Source organism: Nocardia sp. NPDC088792 (assembly GCF_044750615.1).
Lineage (GTDB): Bacteria > Actinomycetota > Actinomycetes > Mycobacteriales > Mycobacteriaceae > Nocardia.
Window position 1 is genome coordinate 1,094,701 of the sequence record NZ_JBIVKC010000002.1, and the last position, 14,926, is coordinate 1,109,626.

Below are 14,926 nucleotides of genomic sequence, written 5' to 3' on the forward strand. Positions count from 1 at the left end.
GGCAGAACAGGGGGCACCGCCATGACAGCAACACGGCCGACACCGGCGGAAACACCGGAAGCACCAACAGAATTCGATCCCGCCCTGCGCAACCTCGTGATCGTGGTGGTCCTGGGCGCGATCATGACCATCCTCGACACCACCATCACCAATGTCGCCGTTCACACCCTCGGCACGCAGTTCCACACCCCGCTGTCCACGATCCAATGGGTGCTGACCGGCTACACGCTCGCGCTGTCCGTGAGCATCCCGCTGTCCGGATGGGCGATCGGACGGTTCGGACCCAAGACCATGTGGATCACATCGCTACTGCTGTTCATCACCGGATCGGTGCTGTGCGGAACGGCCTGGAGCATTGCGAGTCTCATCGGATTCCGCCTGCTGCAAGGTCTCGGCGCGGGCATGATTCTGCCGATCGGGCAGACCATGCTGGCCCGCGCGGCCGGTCCGGCCAGAATGGGCCGCGTCATGAGCGCAGTCTCGTTCCCCGCCCTGATCGCGCCGGTGCTCGGCCCCACAGTGGGCGGGTTGATCCTCGGTCACCTGTCATGGCGATGGATGTTCTTCATCAATGTCCCGCTCTGCGCCATCGCCTTGCTCGCCGCGATCCAGCTGCTCCCGCGCGATGTCGTCGGTGACCGCGCCGGCCGACTCGATGTACTCGGAATGGCCTTGCTGTCACCGGGTTTGGGTGCACTCGTGTACGGTGCCTCGCTCGCGGGCAGCGGCATCGGCCTCACCGATACCCCGGTCCTCGCAAGCGTTCTCGCCGGAATCGCGCTCATCGCCGGGTATGTCGTGCACGCCACCAGGAAGGGCGACGCGGCACTGATCGATATCCGGCTGCTGCGGCGCCGGAATTTCACCGCGGTCAATGCGCTGCTGTTCGTCTACATCGGCGCGCAAGTCGGCCTGATGGCCCTGCTGCCCTTGTACTTTCAGACGGTCGACGGCGAAACGCCGCTGCGCTCCGGAATCATGGTCGCGCCCATGGGGCTCGGCGCGATGGCGACCACGCTGATCGCCGGCAAGCTGACCGACAGGTTCTCGCCGAAACTACTCGTCCGTGGCGGACTGGCACTCGTACTGGCAGGCATGGCGGCCCTCACCCAAACGCACGCGGATACCGGCCCCGCCGTGCTGATCGCCACCTTGTTCGTGATCGGGCTCGGCCACGGCATGCTCATGCCCTCGGCCATGGCGGCCTCCTACCGAGCCCTGCAACCGGCCGAAATCCCGGCCGCCACCACGGCCACCAATGTCGCCATCCGCACCGCGAGCTCCTTCGGCGTCGCCGCGCTGCTCGTACTACTCCAGCGCAATCTCGAACACCACCCGCTCGCCGAGTCCTTCACCCAAACCTATTGGTGGGCATTCGCGATCGCGGCAGTCGCGGTCGTGCCCGCGCTCCTGATCAGGGCAGACCGGCTGCGTGGCGCATTGCGGAGCGGCCGCGTTGGGGTGCGGAGTCGTCGTTGAGGAGTTGGATTTCCTGGTTGATGGACATGGAGATGCCTATGAGGGTGGTGGCTATCTCGTCGGCGGGGCGGTGGGGGGCGGGGGATTCCGCTTGGGCGGCGGTGATTTCGGTGGTGAGGAGGGTGCGCCAGGAGAAGACTGTGGCGCGGAGGTGGTCTCGGATGGGGCCGGGGCGGCCGTCGAATTCGGTGGAGGTGGAGGTTACGAAGCAGCCGCCCGGGAAGGGGCAGTCGGCTAGGTAGGCGATCCAGGCGTCGATGAGGCGGGAGAGGCGGAGGGCGCCGGGCGGGAGGTCGGCGAGGGGGGTCAGGACGGCGGTGCGGAAGATGTGGCTTGCTTGCTCGAGGGCAGCTTGCTGGAGATTCTCGCGGGAGCCGAAGGGGCCTATGACGCCGGCTTTGCTCATGGAGAGGCGGTCGGCGAGGGAGCCGATGGTGAGGCTGTCCAGGCCGATTCGGGAAGCTTCGGCTATGGCGGCTCGGACTATGCGTTCGCGGGTGCGGGCCGCTTCGGCGAAGGAGCTTCTGGGGGACACATGACTATCTTAGCGGTCGGTCGTTCGCTATTCTTTTGGCGAACGACCGGATGCTATCAAGTGGGTGCACTATGAACGATCTGCAGAGACTCGACGCAATGGCCCTGGCGCTGCTCGCGCACGATGTGGTCACTGTTTCCGACGAAGAGCTGAATGCCGCTACACCTTGTACGGGCTGGGCGGTCACGGATCTCATCGATCACATGAATACGCGGCACGAGGCCGTCGTCTCGGCCATCCTCTCGCCGCTCGACGACCATTCGGACAGTCCGCGTGAGGATTTCGCTCGCACGGCCGCGCGCTGGGTGGTCGCGATGGATCAGGCCGGCGAGGTCGTGCACCTCCCGGATCGGGGTCCCATCCCCACCGAGACCGTGCTGGCGGTGCATTTCGTCGACATGCTCATCCACCGCTGGGACCTCGCACACGCGGTGGGCCGGCCTTACCCGGTCCCGGAACGGCTCGCCGAACGCGCACTGCCTATCGCACAGTCGATCACCGGACCGGGCAGTGTGCTCAACGGGCCTGGCGGCGTCTATCAGCCTCCGGTACAAGCGGGTTCGTCACTGCCGGTGATGGACGCCATTGCGGCACTGCTCGGCCGAGATCCGCAATGGGAGCCGCCGAAGTAGACCTCAGCGGCCGCCGAGACCGGACATGGCGATCCCCCGGACGAAGGCGCGCTGGGCCACCGCATAGAGCAGCAGCAGAGGCAGCAGGAGGATTACCGAGGTGGCCATGAGTAGGGGCCAGTTGGTGTTGTATTGGCCCTGTAGGCGGACGAGACCGAGGGTGGCGGTGGCGTATTCGTTGCGTTGGATCATGATCAGGGGCCAGAGGAAGTCGTTCCATACGGTGATCCAGGTCAGGACGGCCAGCACCATCAGGGCGGGGCGCGTGTGGGGTAACAGGACGCGCCAATAGATTTGCCATGAAGTGCAGCCGTCCAGGATGGCCGCCTCCTCCAATTCCGCTGGGAGCGTGGCGAAGAATTGACGCATGAGGTAGGTGCCGAAGGCGCTGCCGAAGAGGCCGGGGACGATCATGGCCCAGGGGGTGTCCATCCAGCCGAAGGCTCGCATGAGGAGGAACTGTGGGATGACGGTGACGGTGAGGGGGACCATCAGGGTTGCGAGGTAGCCGAGGAAGAGGGCCTCGCGGCCCGGAAAACGTAAGCGCGCGAACGCGTATCCGGCCAGGGAGCAGAAGAAGACCTGGCCTGCTGTTACACAGGCCGCGTAGACGACGGTGTTGAGCAGCATGCGCCCGAGCGGGATGAGGTCGAATGCAGCGCGGTAGTTCGACCATTGCGGGTGAGTGGGTAGCGGCGCGAGATCCGTGATGGTGCCGTCGGTTTTCAGCGAGGCCGATACCGCCCACAGAATCGGCGTCAGCGCACACCAGGCCACGACGATCAGGGCCAGATAGACGCCGAACCCGCCCGCCAGGCGACGCCAGGCGGTCGCCCGCCTCACAGCTCCGCCTCCGCCCGCCGCGAGAACCGCAACTGCACCAGCGTGAGCAGCAAGAGGATCGCGAAGATCACCCAGGCCAGCGCCGACGCATACCCGACCTCGTAGAACCGGAAAGCGTTCTGGAACATCATGATTCCCAGCACATAGGTGCCGGTCTCCGGCCCGCCGCTACTGCCGGTCAACGCGTACGCCTGATCGAACGCCTGCACCGAATTGATGACCGTGATCACGAAAACGAACGACAAGGCACCCCGGATCAACGGCACCGTAATGGACCGGAACCGCCGGAACGCCCCGGCCCCATCGATTTTCGCCGCCTCGTACAGATTCTCGGGCACCCCCTGCATGGCGGCCAGCAGGATCACGGTGGCGAACGGCACGCTCTTCCACACGGTTACCAGACTCAAGGACACCAGCGCCCAATCCGGATCGGTCAGCCACGGCACCGGCCCGATCCCTGCCCAGCCCAGCACCACATTCACCAGCCCGTCATCCCCGGCGAGCAGGAACCGGAACACCACCGCCATGGCCACGGTCGACGCCACCAGCGGCAGGAACACCACGACCCGGAAAACCGCCATCCCCGCCAGCTTCCGATTCAGCAGCCCCGCCACCAGCAGACTGATCACCACCGTCGGCGCCAAGGTCAGCACCGTGAACACCGCACTGTTCCGCAAGGCGATATAGAACAGCGGATCATCCGCCACCAGCCGCCGATAGTTCTGCACCCCGACGAACCGCGGCGGACTGAACAGATCCCACGAATGGAAACTCAGATACAACGAGAACCCCAGCGGAAACAACATGAACACCGCCACCGCCGCCACATTCGGCGCGACGAACCCCATCCCGTCCCGCGCCCGCCGCCGCGCCAGCGCCGAGCCCGCGCGGCTCATACCGCCGCCCTGAGCAGCGCATCGATATCGCGGGCGGTCACCCCACCCAGCGAATCCGCCTGCGCCGCACCACGAAGCACCCGATTACAGCCACGTTCGAGCAACGACTCGACCTTCCCCCACACCGGGGTGACAGCCAGCTGACGGGAATTCGCGGGTCCTTCGGTGAAGACATCCAGATTGCGGATATTCCGGTGCGCCGCCGCGAAACCCGGTGACTGCATGGCGGATTCGAGCACCGGCACGAACAGCCCCGACGCCGCGATGATGGCCTGCCCCTCCGGCCCGGTAGCGAACTTGACGAATTCCCAAGCCTGTTCGCGCCGCGGACTGTGCGCCGCAATGGCCAAACCGGTGCTACCCACATCGGTGATCGATCCCGGCCCGCCGTGCGGCCCCACCGGCAGCACGGTCACATCGAAGTCCAGATCATCCAGCCCGGTGAATTCCGAGTACAGCCAGTGCCCGCCCATGAGCATGGCGGCACGGCCACCGCGGAACAGGTCCTGCGCCGAAACCGATTGCTGATTACCGACATTGGGTGCCACCCGGTGCCGGACGGCGAGGTCGGCGTAGAACTGCAATCCTTCCGCGAACCGCGGATCGCCGAGATTGGTGCGGGTCGGCCGCACCGGCGGGCTGAACCACTCCGCGCCATTGTTCATGCCGAAGCAGGCGGCCGAGAAGTACGGCACCCAGGCGTCGCAGAACCCCCACTGCCGGATACGGCCGTCACTGCCGCGGTGGGTGAGCGCCTGGGCGGCGGCCAGGAATTCGGCGAAGGTCCACGCCGCGGCCCACGTGTCCGGGGGCCGGATTCCGGCCTGGTCGAACAGTTTCCGGTTGTAGTACAGGAAGACGCCCGACCATTGCTCGGGTAGCGCATACTGCCCGCCGTCCCATTGGAAGGTCTCGCGCAGCGTGGCGTACCCGTCCTCACGCAGCTCGGCGTCGTATCCGGGTTCGCGGCCCAGGAACTCCCGCAGGTCCACCAGGACACCGCGATCCGCCAGCCCGGCGTACAGCAGCTCCCACGCCATCATCACGTCCGGGCATTTGCCGCCCGCGCAATAGGTGAGCATCTGCTGCAGCGGATCCGGCCCGGACATTATGGTGCGGATCTTGATATCCGGTCGCCGCCTGCGGAATTCGTCGATGATGCGCAGCCGCGCCCGCGCCTCCTCCGGCCGGGCCTGGAAGAAGAAGGTGACGGCATCATCGTCCTCGCCCGCGCACCCGCCGGCCGCCAGCAGACCCGCCGCCGCCGCGGAGCGCAGCAGGGTACGCCGATCGAAGCCGGTGCGCATCGCTTCTCCTCTGGTCGCGGCAGGCTGAGCGGGGCCGATATAGGGGAGCGCGCCCGGAAGATATATCTCCGTGAACTAAACGAACTAATGAGGGCACCGTGACGCAGATCTCCGACCAGCATGGCAGCATACGGGGAGCAACCTGCGACACACGGAAAACACGCGAAGTCGCGGCGATGCCACCACCGGGCGGCACCCACCCCAGTCGCCCGGCGCAACTCCCTCCGGGCCACCCGTACCCGCCGGCCGCGCGATGACACATCGATGAAGGACCGGGCAAAGCCGTTCCAAGCCATGTGACTTCCGCTACGTTCAATCCAAAGTAAAACCCGCAGTACCGCACGGGAGACCTGCCGCATGGCGACCATCGAATATCTCCGGACGGACCCCGACCTACCCCCGGTAGGCGTCGTGGACCGGACGCCCCTGAGTCCCACGAAGAAGGGCATCTTCCTCGTCATTGCCATCCTCGGCGCCATAGCGTGGGCAATCCTCGCGTTCATGCGCGGTGAGAACGTGAACGCGGTATGGATCGTCATCGCCGCAGTCTGCACCTACGTGCTGGCGTATCAGTTCTACGCGCGCATCATCGAATACAAGATCACCAAGCCGCGCGACGACGTCGCCACTCCGGCCGAGGCCCTGGAGAACGGCAAGGACTACATGCCGATGGACCGCCGGGTCCTGTTCGGCCACCACTTCGCCGCCATCGCCGGCGCCGGCCCGCTGGTCGGACCCGTCCTCGCAGCGCAGATGGGCTACCTGCCCGGCACCATCTGGATCATCGTCGGCGTCGTGCTCGCGGGCGCGGTGCAGGACTACCTGGTGCTGTGGGCGTCGGTGAAACGCCGCGGCCGCTCGCTCGGGCAGATGGCCCGCGAAGAACTCGGCGTGGTCGGCGGCATCGCTGCCATTATCGCGGTGCTGGTCATCATGATGATCCTGCTCGCGGTGCTCGGCATCATCGTCGTGAATGCGCTTGCGGCGACGCCGAATCCGAAGACCGGCGTGCTCCAGGGCGGCAGCCCGTGGGGCGTCTTCTCCATCTCCATGACCATCCCGATCGCCCTGCTCATGGGCCTGTACCTGCGCTTCGTGCGACCGGGCAAGGTCGGCGAGGTGTCCATCGTCGGGTTCGCACTGCTGCTGCTGGCCATCATCTCCGGCAACTGGGTGGCCGGATCGGCCTGGGGCAAGGACTGGTTCACGCTGTCCGGCACCAATATCGCCTGGCTGCTGATCATCTACGGTTTCATCGCCTCGGTGCTGCCGGTGTGGCTGCTGCTCGCACCGCGCGACTACCTGTCCACCTTCATGAAGATCGGCACCATCGTGCTGCTGGCGCTCGGCGTCGTGGTCACCATGCCGGTGCTGAAGGCCCCCGCCGTCTCGCAGTTCGCGGGCAACTCGAACGGTCCCGCCTTCGCGGGCAGCCTCTTCCCGTTCCTGTTCATCACCATCGCCTGCGGCGCGCTGTCCGGGTTCCACGCGCTCGTCTCCTCCGGCACCACGCCGAAACTGCTCGAAAAGCAGTCGCAGGCAAGGATGATCGGCTACGGCGGCATGCTCATGGAGTCGTTCGTAGCGGTCATGGCCATCATCGCGGCGTCGATCCTGGACCAGCACCTGTACTTCGCCATCAATACCGGCGGGCTCACCAGCGCGCAGGCCGCGGCCGACAAGGTGAATCACCTGGGCCTGGGCGGCACCCCGATCGACGCCGGCTACTTGAACCAGCAGGCGCACGATGTCGGCGAGACCCAGGTCTACTCCCGCGCCGGCGGCGCGCCGACCCTGGCGATAGGCATGGCGGAGATCATGCACAAGTTCATCGGCGGCACCGCGCTGAAGGCGTTCTGGTACCACTTCGCGATCATGTTCGAGGCGCTGTTCATCCTCACCACCATCGACGCGGGCACCCGCGTCGCGCGGTTCATGCTCTCCGATTCCCTCGGCAACCTGGGCGGCCCGGCCAAGAAGTTCAAGGACCCGTCGTGGTGGCCGGGCGTGCTCGTCTGCTCGGCGATCGTGGTCGCGGCCTGGGGTTCGGTGCTGCTCATGGGCGTCACCGACCCGCTCGGCGGCATCTACACGCTGTATCCGCTGTTCGGCATCTCCAACCAGTTGCTGGCCGCGGTCGCACTGACCGTGGTGCTGGTGATCCTGGTGAAGAAGGGCCTGGTGAAGTGGGCCTGGATTCCCTTGATCCCGTTGCTGTGGGACCTCATCGTCACCATGACCGCATCCTGGCAGAAGATCTTCTCGCAGGACAAGAACATCGGGTATTGGAAGTCGCACGACATCTACGTGACCGCACGCGACGCCGGGAAGGTGCTGGCACCGGCGAAGAACATGCACGATATGGACAAGATCGTCTTCAATACGGCCGTGCAGGGCACGCTGTCCATCGTGTTCGCGGTGCTCGTGCTGATCGTGGCGGTGGTCGGCGTGTGGGTCTGCATCCGGGCCCTGCGCAACGGCGGCGAACCGACCTCCGAGACGCCCGACGAGCCGTCGAAGATCTTCGCGCCCAGCGGCTTCATCGCCTCCAAGGCGGAACGGGAAGTGCAGCAGCAATGGGATGAACTCATTGCCGAGGGCAAGGTCCGCGCACCCGGCGCCCGGGTGGCCGCACACTGATGTCCGACCAGCACGCCCCGCCGACCGCAGACCTGCGGTCGGCGGGGCGCACCCTTTTCCGCGCCCTCCGCGCCGTGATCTGGTGGTTCAACTCGATCCTCGGCGGCAACGACTATCGGCGCTACGTCGAGCACCTGCGACTGCGGCACCCCGGCAGCCACATCCCCACCGAGCGCGAATATTGGCGGGAACGGCATGCCGCCGCGGCGAAGAATCCGGCCAATAGATGCTGCTGAATGGCAGCATGACCGTTTCCCGCGAACATTGATGGCAGATTCCCGCTAGCACGAGAGCCCGGGGGCTGCGATTGTGGAGTCCGTGAGTTCGAACGATCTGGATTTCGAGCGTTGCTACCGCGCCGTGGCAACCCGGGATGCCCGGTTCGACGGGCAATTCGTGACCGCGGTGCGCACCACTGGAATCTATTGCCGCCCTTCGTGTCCCGCCATCACCCCGAAACGAGCCAACGTCACCTTCCTGCCCACCGCGGCAGCGGCCCAGCAGTGCGGATTCCGCGCCTGCCGCCGCTGCCTGCCCGACGCGGCCCCCGGGTCGCCCCTCTGGAACACCCGCGCCGACCTCGCCTCCCGCGCCATGCGGCTGATCGCCGACGGCGTCATCGAACGCGGCGGCGTCCCCGCCCTCGCCGACGCCCTCGGCTACTCCCAGCGCCAACTGACCCGCGTACTGACCAGCGAACTCGGCGCGGGCCCCCTCTCCCTGGCCCGCGCACACCGGGCCCACACCGCCCGGCTGCTCATCCAGACCACCCGACTGCCCATGTCGGACATCGCCTTCGCGGCCGGGTTCGCCAGCATCCGCCAATTCAACGACACCGTGCGCGAGGTCTTCGCGGTCAGCCCGACCACCCTCCGCGACGAATCCCGCCGCCGCAACGGCGACACCCTCCCCGCCACCAACGGCCTGCTCACCCTGCGACTCCCCTACCGGGAACCACTCGATCGAGCCTGGCTGGAATGGTTCCTGTCCGCGCATACCGTGCCCGGCCTGGAACTCTGGGAGCACGACAGCTACACGCGGAGTCTGCGCACGCCGCACGGGCACACCACCGTCCGGCTCTCCGTCCAGCCCGGGCACGTCCGAGCCACCCTCGCCCTGCAGGACATGCGCGACCTCGCCCCCACCGTCGCCCGGCTGCGGCACTTCCTCGACCTCGACGCCGACCCGATCGGCATCGACGAAGCGCTGGCCGCCGCCATGTCGGCACCGCACGGCCCGGTGCCGGGCAATGGGCTGCCCGCTGCCCTGCGCAATGGAATCGCGGCCACGGGCAATGGATTCGCGGCCACGGGCAATGGATTCGCGGCGGGCGCCAATGGGCTCGGAAGTCGTGACAACGGCGCCGCGGGCAATGGGCCGACTGGTACGGAAAGCCGTTCCGCCACCGGGGAACTCGCCGTCATCGGCCAGGCGTCCGGTATATACCGCAACGGCATCCCGCTCGCCGGCGGCATCCGGGTGCCCGGCTGCCTCGACGGACCGGAACTGTTGCTGCGCACCATGATCGGGCAGCAGATCTCCGTGGCCGCCGCCAATACCCACACCGCGCGGCTGGTGCAGGCGCTCGGCGAATCCATCACCGGGCCCATCCCGTACCTGTTCCCCACCCCCGCCGCCATCGCCGAGCACGGGGCCGAGGTACTCACCGGACCGGCGAAACGCATCGACGCCATCGTCGGCGCGGCCCGGGCGCTGGCCAACGGCGAACTGGTACTGCACTCCGGCCGCACCGCCGCCGAACTGCGCCGCGACCTGCTCGCCCTGGACGGGGTCGGCCCGTGGACCGCCGACTACGTCACCATGCGGCTGCTCGCCGATCCCGACATCCTGTTGCACACCGACCTCATCGTGCGCCGTGGCGCCGCCCTGCTCGGCATCGATCTCGCCGACACCGCCCGCTGGTCCCCCTGGCGCTCCTACCTGACCATGCACCTGTGGAAACACGCACTGGCCAACCCCACCTCCGTCCCCGACGGCGCCCCCGGCGCCCGGAAAGCAAGGACAAGCCCGTGACCACCGAAACCCGCACCGGCACCGCAGATTTCAGCACCGTCACCACCCCGGCCGGACCGTTCACCGCCCTCGTCGACCCCGACGGCGCCGTCCTCGCCTCCGGCTGGGTCGCCGACGCCGACTACCTCCGCCAACTCGTCCACCCGACCCTGCGGCCCGCCACCCTGCGCGAACACGGCGACCTCGGACCGATCAGCAAGGCCGTCGAGGCCTACCACGCCGGTGACCTGACGGCCATCGACGCCGTCACCGTCCGCCAGCAATCCGGGCCCTTCCTGGTGCACGCCTGGGAAGTGCTGCGCAAGATCCCCGCCGGCGAACCCGTCACCTACACCGACTTCGCCACCGTCAGCGGCCGCCCCGCCGCCACCCGCGCCGCCGCCAACGCCTGCGCCCGCAATGCCGCGGCCCTCTTCGTCCCCTGCCACCGCATCATCCGCACCGACGGCACCCTCGGCGGCTTCCGCTACGGCCTCCCCATCAAACGCTGGCTCCTCGACCACGAAGCCGACTGACCAGCGCCGACCGACCACATCCCGGCGGAACTGCGGCCCGGCGGAACCACGGCCCGACGGAACTGCGGCCCGACGGAACTGCGGCCCGGCGGGCGAGCACTCGGTCGGCCCGCTACACCGGACCCCCGACCCGCAATCCCGGAATCACGCCGGACTTCCTGGTCGGTGGCCCGGCGTACGCTCGGCAGCATGTGCCGCAACATCCACACCCTGCACAACTTCGAGCCGCCGGCCACCGAGGACGAGGTGCACGCGGCGGCCCTGCAATATGTCCGCAAGATCAGCGGAACCGCCAAACCCTCCCAGGCCAACCAGGAGATCTTCGACCGAGCGGTCGCCGAGGTAGCCGCCGCCACCAGCCGCCTCCTGGGCGGTCTCACCACCACCGCACCCCCGAAAGACCGCGAAGCCGAAGCGGCCAAGGCCCGCGCCCGCGCCGAAGTCCGCTTCGGCCCCCGCTGAACGATCGAGCCGGAGCCCAGACCCGCACTGCGCAGCCCGGCACGCCGGCCGCGCTGTCCAGACCCGCCGTACTCGGAGCCGCCGCGGCGTCCGGGACCCGCTGTACTCTCCGAGCCCCCCGCAACGTCCGGACCCTCGGCCCTGCCAGACCGGTCGGCCCCGGTATCGGCTCTCCCCGCGGCGGCTACCGGACTCGACGCCCACAGCGCTGACCGGTTCGGCTGCCGCGTCGAATGCTCAAGCGCTGAGGGAGGTTTCGAGGTGGGAGCCGGTACGGCCGCGGATGACGTGGAGGCGACTGGGGATGCGCTGGCGCATTTCGTCGACGTGGCTTACTACGCCTACTACGCGGCCGCCGGAACGGAGTTCGTCGAGGACGCCCATCACGGCGTCGAGGGTATCGGCGTCCAGGCTGCCGAAGCCCTCGTCGATGAACAGGGTGTCGAGGACCAGGCCGCCGGATTCGGCCGCCACCACATCGGCCAGGCCGAGGGCCAGAGCCAGTGAGGCCATGAAGGTTTCGCCGCCGGAGAGGGTCTTGGCGGGGCGGATGGCGCCGGTGTAGTCGTCTCGGATGTCCAGGCCCAGGCCGCCGCGGCGACCGCGTGGGCCGGCGGCGTCGGTGTGGACGAATTCGTAACGGCCACCGGACATCCGGCGCAGGCGCACCGAACCGGCCAGCGCCACCTCCTCCAGCCGGGCGGCCAGCACATAGGAGCGCAGGGACATGCGGCGGTTGTTCTCGCCGCGACCGGAGACCACCTCGGCCAGGCCCGCCAGCTCCTCGTAGGCCCGCTGTACCGGGGCGATGCGGTCCACGGCCGCCCACAACTGCGAACACAGTTCCTCGAGCTGCTCGACCCGGCGGGCAGCCTCGGCGTGCGCGGCCACGGCGCGGTTCAGCGTCGCTTCCGCCTGCGCCACAGCGGCTTCCGACTCCTGCAGATCGCCGGGTTCGGTGTCCGCGATGGCTCGGATCTCGGGTTCGGCCAGCACTGCTTCCGCGTGCGCGCGGGCACGATCGGCAGCCACCAGCTCGGCCTCGATATCGGCCTGCTGCTGCGCGGTGCGAGAGGCGGCGTCCACCGCGCGGGCGTACTCGGCGAGCACGGCGTAATCGGGGCCCGACGGGCCCATGACCGGCGCGGCGGATTCCACCAGACCGGCCTCGTAGGAAAGCTTCTCGACTCGGACGGCCGAAACCGCCACCTGTTCACGCGCGCCGATCGCCTCGGCCCGCGCGGTGCGAACGGCGGTAGCGCCGTCCACCAGCTCCGCCAACCGGGCCCGGCGGCGGTCCACGGTGCCGTCCGCGCCCGCGGCGGCGCGGAGTCGCTCGGTGAGCTCGGCCAGGCGGCGATCGGTGGCGACAATGCGTTCCATGGTTGCGCTGCTGCGGCTTTCACTGTCGCGCAGCTCGTCCTGCAACCGCGCATCCTCCGCACGCAGGCGATCCAGTTCAGCGGTAAGACCGTCGACCTGCCCGGCCAACCGGCTCGCCTCCTGGCATCGCGTGGTCGAAGCATCCAGCGCCACAGCCAATTCCGCGATGTCGGCATCGCCGCCCCGCTCCACCAGCACCTCGACGGCCCGCTCCAGCTCGGTCACGAGCCTCCCCCGCTGCTCCCGCGCGGCCTCGGCCTTCCGCTCCGCCGCCAGCGCCGTTTCCTCGGCATCGCGAGACACCGCCTGCTCCGCCGGCTGGGCAGGCTCAGGATGCTCCGCCGATCCACAGACCGCACACGGCTGCCCATCGACCAGCGCACCCGCCAGTTCCGCGGCCATCCCCGCCAGCCGCTGCGCACGCAATGTCAGCGTGTGCTCCCGCGCATCCAGATGCGCCACCCGAGCCGCCTCGAACGCGGAATTGGCCTGCACCAGCTTCTTCCGCTGCTGCTCCAACTCCACGGCGGCCGCCGCAGCCGCCTGCAACCGCCCCCGCTCGGCCTCGATACCCGGCAGCCCCGCCGCCGCGTCCGCGGCCGCACGCAACCGAACCTCCACCCCGGCAATGGCTTCCGGCAACTCCCCGCGCCGCTTGCCGAGCGCGGCCGCCCGCTCCGACAGCTTCCGCTGCTCCTCCCGCAGCCGCCCGAGCTCCCCCGTCAACCGTGTCGCCGACTCCGCATCCGCCCGCACCTCATCCAAGGCCCCGATCTGCGCACTCCACCGCTGCACCGCGGCCTCCAGCCCGCGCGCAGCCGAACCCTCGCCCTCGTGCCGATTCCCGCCTCCGCGCCCCGCGGTTCGCGGGCCCGCGACGGGATTACTTCCGCCCGCGCCGGTTGCACTCGCTGTCGCGGCGGTCCGATCGCCGGAGTTGTCTTCCACGCCCCGGAGGTCGCCGGGAGCGGCGGGTTCCGAATCGGTGAGATGCCACTCGCCTCCGTTCGGCGCCACCGCCGAAGGCGATTCAGCTGCCGGGTCCGGCGGTTCGATGCTCGCGAGGTCGGCGCCAAGGTCCGTGCCGGCGAGTTCTTCTGCGGCGAGATCGCGTGCGGCCCAATGGGTTCCGGGGAGTTCGGCGCCTGCGGGGTGCAAGAGCTGGTCGGCGAGTTGCTCGGCGGCGCGGGTGGCTTCGTCGGTGCGGCGGCGGAGGGCGACGGCGGCGGTGCGGGCCTCGGTGAGGGCGGCGGCCACCGGTTCGGCGCGGCGGGCCAGGTCCAGTTCGGCTTGGCGGGTGGTGCGGTGGGGGGTGGTGGAGGCGTAGTCGTCGAGTTGGGTGCGGGCGGCGGTGCGGCGGCGGTGCAGGTCGTGGAGGCGGCGTTGTTGTTCGGCGGCGGCGCGGAGGGTGGCCGAATCCTTTTGCTGCTGTTCACGTTCGGCAGCCGTCGCGGTGACCGCGGTGCGGGCGCCGGTGAGCAGGCGCTGGGACCAGTCGACGGATTCGAGGGGGCCCGCGGTCTCGGTGGCGGGGAGGCCGGCGGCGACGCCGACCTGGGCGATGAGGCGGTCGATGCTCTGCTTGCGGGAGTCGAGATCGGCGCCGGCGGCGCGGCGCTTGTCGATGAGCCATTGCTCGGCGGTGCCGAATCGTTCGGTGTCGAAGAGCTTTTCGAGCAGCTTTTCGCGCTCCTCGTTGTCGGCGCGCAGGAAGCGTGCGAAGTCGCCCTGCGGGAGCAGCACGACCTGGAAGAACTGGTCGGCGCTCATGCCCAGCAGGCGGATCACCTCGTCCCCGATATCGGGAATCCGGGACAGATGCTGCCCGCGCCCGTCCAGCCATTCCAGCGTGGCGGCCGCGTTCTCCTTCACCCAACCGGTTTTCGCCCGTTTGCTGGGCCGCTGGAACTCCGGCGACCGGGTCAGCCGCAGGCGGCGACCGCCGATGGTGGCCTCCAGCAGCACGCGCGGCGGCGTCTGCTCATCGGCATGATCCGAATGCAGCCACTTGCTCTCGCCGCGCGCCCCCGGCACGCTGCCGTACAGCGCGAACGCGATGGCGTCCAGCACCGTCGTCTTGCCCGCGCCGGTCTGCCCGTGCAGCAGGAACAACCCGTCGGCCCCGAGCTCGTCGAAATCCACCACCGCGGTCTCGGCGAACGGACCGAATGCGCTCAGTTCCAATCGATGCAGCCGCACC

Annotated in this window: 12 protein-coding genes; 7 read left to right on the forward strand and 5 right to left on the reverse strand. The window is 68.6% G+C overall.

Features of this window, described 5'->3' with window-relative positions; all coding sequences use genetic code 11:
* Nucleotides 1-21 precede the first annotated feature (21 nt).
* Entirely contained in the window at nucleotides 22-1,479 is a 1,458-nt protein-coding gene (locus tag ACIP5Y_RS14275) for an MDR family MFS transporter (protein ID WP_400350278.1), read from the forward strand.
* Here ACIP5Y_RS14275 and ACIP5Y_RS14280 read toward each other — a convergent pair.
* Entirely contained in the window at nucleotides 1,415-2,014 is a 600-nt protein-coding gene (locus ACIP5Y_RS14280) for a TetR/AcrR family transcriptional regulator (RefSeq protein WP_400350280.1), read from the reverse strand. The genes ACIP5Y_RS14275 and ACIP5Y_RS14280 overlap by 65 nt on opposite strands.
* Nucleotides 2,015-2,085: 71 nt before the next feature.
* Between ACIP5Y_RS14280 and ACIP5Y_RS14285 the strand changes: the two genes are divergently transcribed.
* Nucleotides 2,086-2,646 carry a TIGR03086 family metal-binding protein gene (locus tag ACIP5Y_RS14285; protein ID WP_400350282.1) on the forward strand — a complete coding sequence of 187 codons (561 nt, stop codon included), beginning with the start codon at nucleotides 2,086-2,088 and terminating at the stop codon, nucleotides 2,644-2,646.
* A gap of 3 nt (nucleotides 2,647-2,649) precedes the next feature.
* Here the strand turns inward: ACIP5Y_RS14285 and ACIP5Y_RS14290 are convergent, their stop codons facing one another.
* The 3 genes from ACIP5Y_RS14290 to ACIP5Y_RS14300 are packed head-to-tail and all read right to left on the reverse strand — an operon-like array spanning nucleotide 2,650 to nucleotide 5,692.
* The gene (locus ACIP5Y_RS14290; protein ID WP_400350283.1) at nucleotides 2,650-3,489 is read right to left on the reverse strand and encodes a carbohydrate ABC transporter permease; all 840 of its coding nucleotides are present in this window, start codon (nucleotides 3,487-3,489) and stop codon (nucleotides 2,650-2,652) included.
* On the reverse strand, nucleotides 3,486-4,385 hold the full coding sequence (locus tag ACIP5Y_RS14295; protein WP_400350284.1) for a carbohydrate ABC transporter permease: 900 nt from the start codon (nucleotides 4,383-4,385) through the stop codon (nucleotides 3,486-3,488). The genes ACIP5Y_RS14290 and ACIP5Y_RS14295 overlap by 4 nt, the downstream gene beginning before the upstream one ends.
* On the reverse strand, nucleotides 4,382-5,692 hold the full coding sequence (locus ACIP5Y_RS14300) for an ABC transporter substrate-binding protein (RefSeq protein WP_400350286.1): 1,311 nt from the start codon (nucleotides 5,690-5,692) through the stop codon (nucleotides 4,382-4,384). The genes ACIP5Y_RS14295 and ACIP5Y_RS14300 overlap by 4 nt, the downstream gene beginning before the upstream one ends.
* A gap of 357 nt (nucleotides 5,693-6,049) precedes the next feature.
* Here ACIP5Y_RS14300 and ACIP5Y_RS14305 point away from each other — a divergent pair, with 357 nt between their 5' ends.
* The 5 genes from ACIP5Y_RS14305 (at nucleotide 6,050) to ACIP5Y_RS14325 (ending at nucleotide 11,343) form a co-directional block, all read left to right on the forward strand.
* Nucleotides 6,050-8,332, forward strand: coding sequence for a carbon starvation CstA family protein (locus ACIP5Y_RS14305; RefSeq protein WP_400350287.1), 2,283 nt, complete (start codon nucleotides 6,050-6,052; stop codon nucleotides 8,330-8,332).
* Between the two features lie 32 nt (nucleotides 8,333-8,364).
* Complete coding sequence (locus tag ACIP5Y_RS14310; protein ID WP_400351273.1) at nucleotides 8,365-8,568, forward strand: YbdD/YjiX family protein; 204 nt, start codon at nucleotides 8,365-8,367, stop codon at nucleotides 8,566-8,568.
* 82 nt (nucleotides 8,569-8,650) lie between these two features.
* Nucleotides 8,651-10,366: a DNA-3-methyladenine glycosylase 2 family protein gene (locus ACIP5Y_RS14315; RefSeq protein WP_400350289.1), complete on the forward strand. Its 1,716-nt coding sequence runs from the start codon at nucleotides 8,651-8,653 to the stop codon at nucleotides 10,364-10,366.
* Nucleotides 10,363-10,881, forward strand: coding sequence for a methylated-DNA--[protein]-cysteine S-methyltransferase (locus ACIP5Y_RS14320; protein ID WP_400350290.1), 519 nt, complete (start codon nucleotides 10,363-10,365; stop codon nucleotides 10,879-10,881). Before ACIP5Y_RS14315 ends, ACIP5Y_RS14320 begins: the two co-directional genes overlap by 4 nt.
* A gap of 189 nt (nucleotides 10,882-11,070) precedes the next feature.
* Nucleotides 11,071-11,343 carry a DUF2277 domain-containing protein gene (locus ACIP5Y_RS14325; RefSeq protein ID WP_400350292.1) on the forward strand — a complete coding sequence of 91 codons (273 nt, stop codon included), beginning with the start codon at nucleotides 11,071-11,073 and terminating at the stop codon, nucleotides 11,341-11,343.
* Between the two features lie 237 nt (nucleotides 11,344-11,580).
* Here the strand turns inward: ACIP5Y_RS14325 and ACIP5Y_RS14330 are convergent, their stop codons facing one another.
* Nucleotides 11,581-14,925, reverse strand: a complete 3,345-nt coding sequence (locus ACIP5Y_RS14330) for an AAA family ATPase (RefSeq protein ID WP_400350294.1) — start codon at nucleotides 14,923-14,925, stop codon at nucleotides 11,581-11,583.
* Between the last annotated feature and the right edge of the window lies 1 nt (nucleotide 14,926).

Coding starts and splice junctions, on each gene's coding strand:
- ACIP5Y_RS14275 (WP_400350278.1), top strand. CDS start 22: ATGACAGCAACACGGCCGACACCGGCGGAAACACCGGAAGCACCAACA.
- ACIP5Y_RS14285 (WP_400350282.1), top strand. CDS start 2,086: ATGAACGATCTGCAGAGACTCGACGCAATGGCCCTGGCGCTGCTCGCG.
- ACIP5Y_RS14295 (WP_400350284.1), bottom strand. CDS start 4,385: ATGAGCCGCGCGGGCTCGGCGCTGGCGCGGCGGCGGGCGCGGGACGGG.
- ACIP5Y_RS14300 (WP_400350286.1), bottom strand. CDS start 5,692: ATGCGCACCGGCTTCGATCGGCGTACCCTGCTGCGCTCCGCGGCGGCG.
- ACIP5Y_RS14305 (WP_400350287.1), top strand. CDS start 6,050: ATGGCGACCATCGAATATCTCCGGACGGACCCCGACCTACCCCCGGTA.
- ACIP5Y_RS14325 (WP_400350292.1), top strand. CDS start 11,071: ATGTGCCGCAACATCCACACCCTGCACAACTTCGAGCCGCCGGCCACC.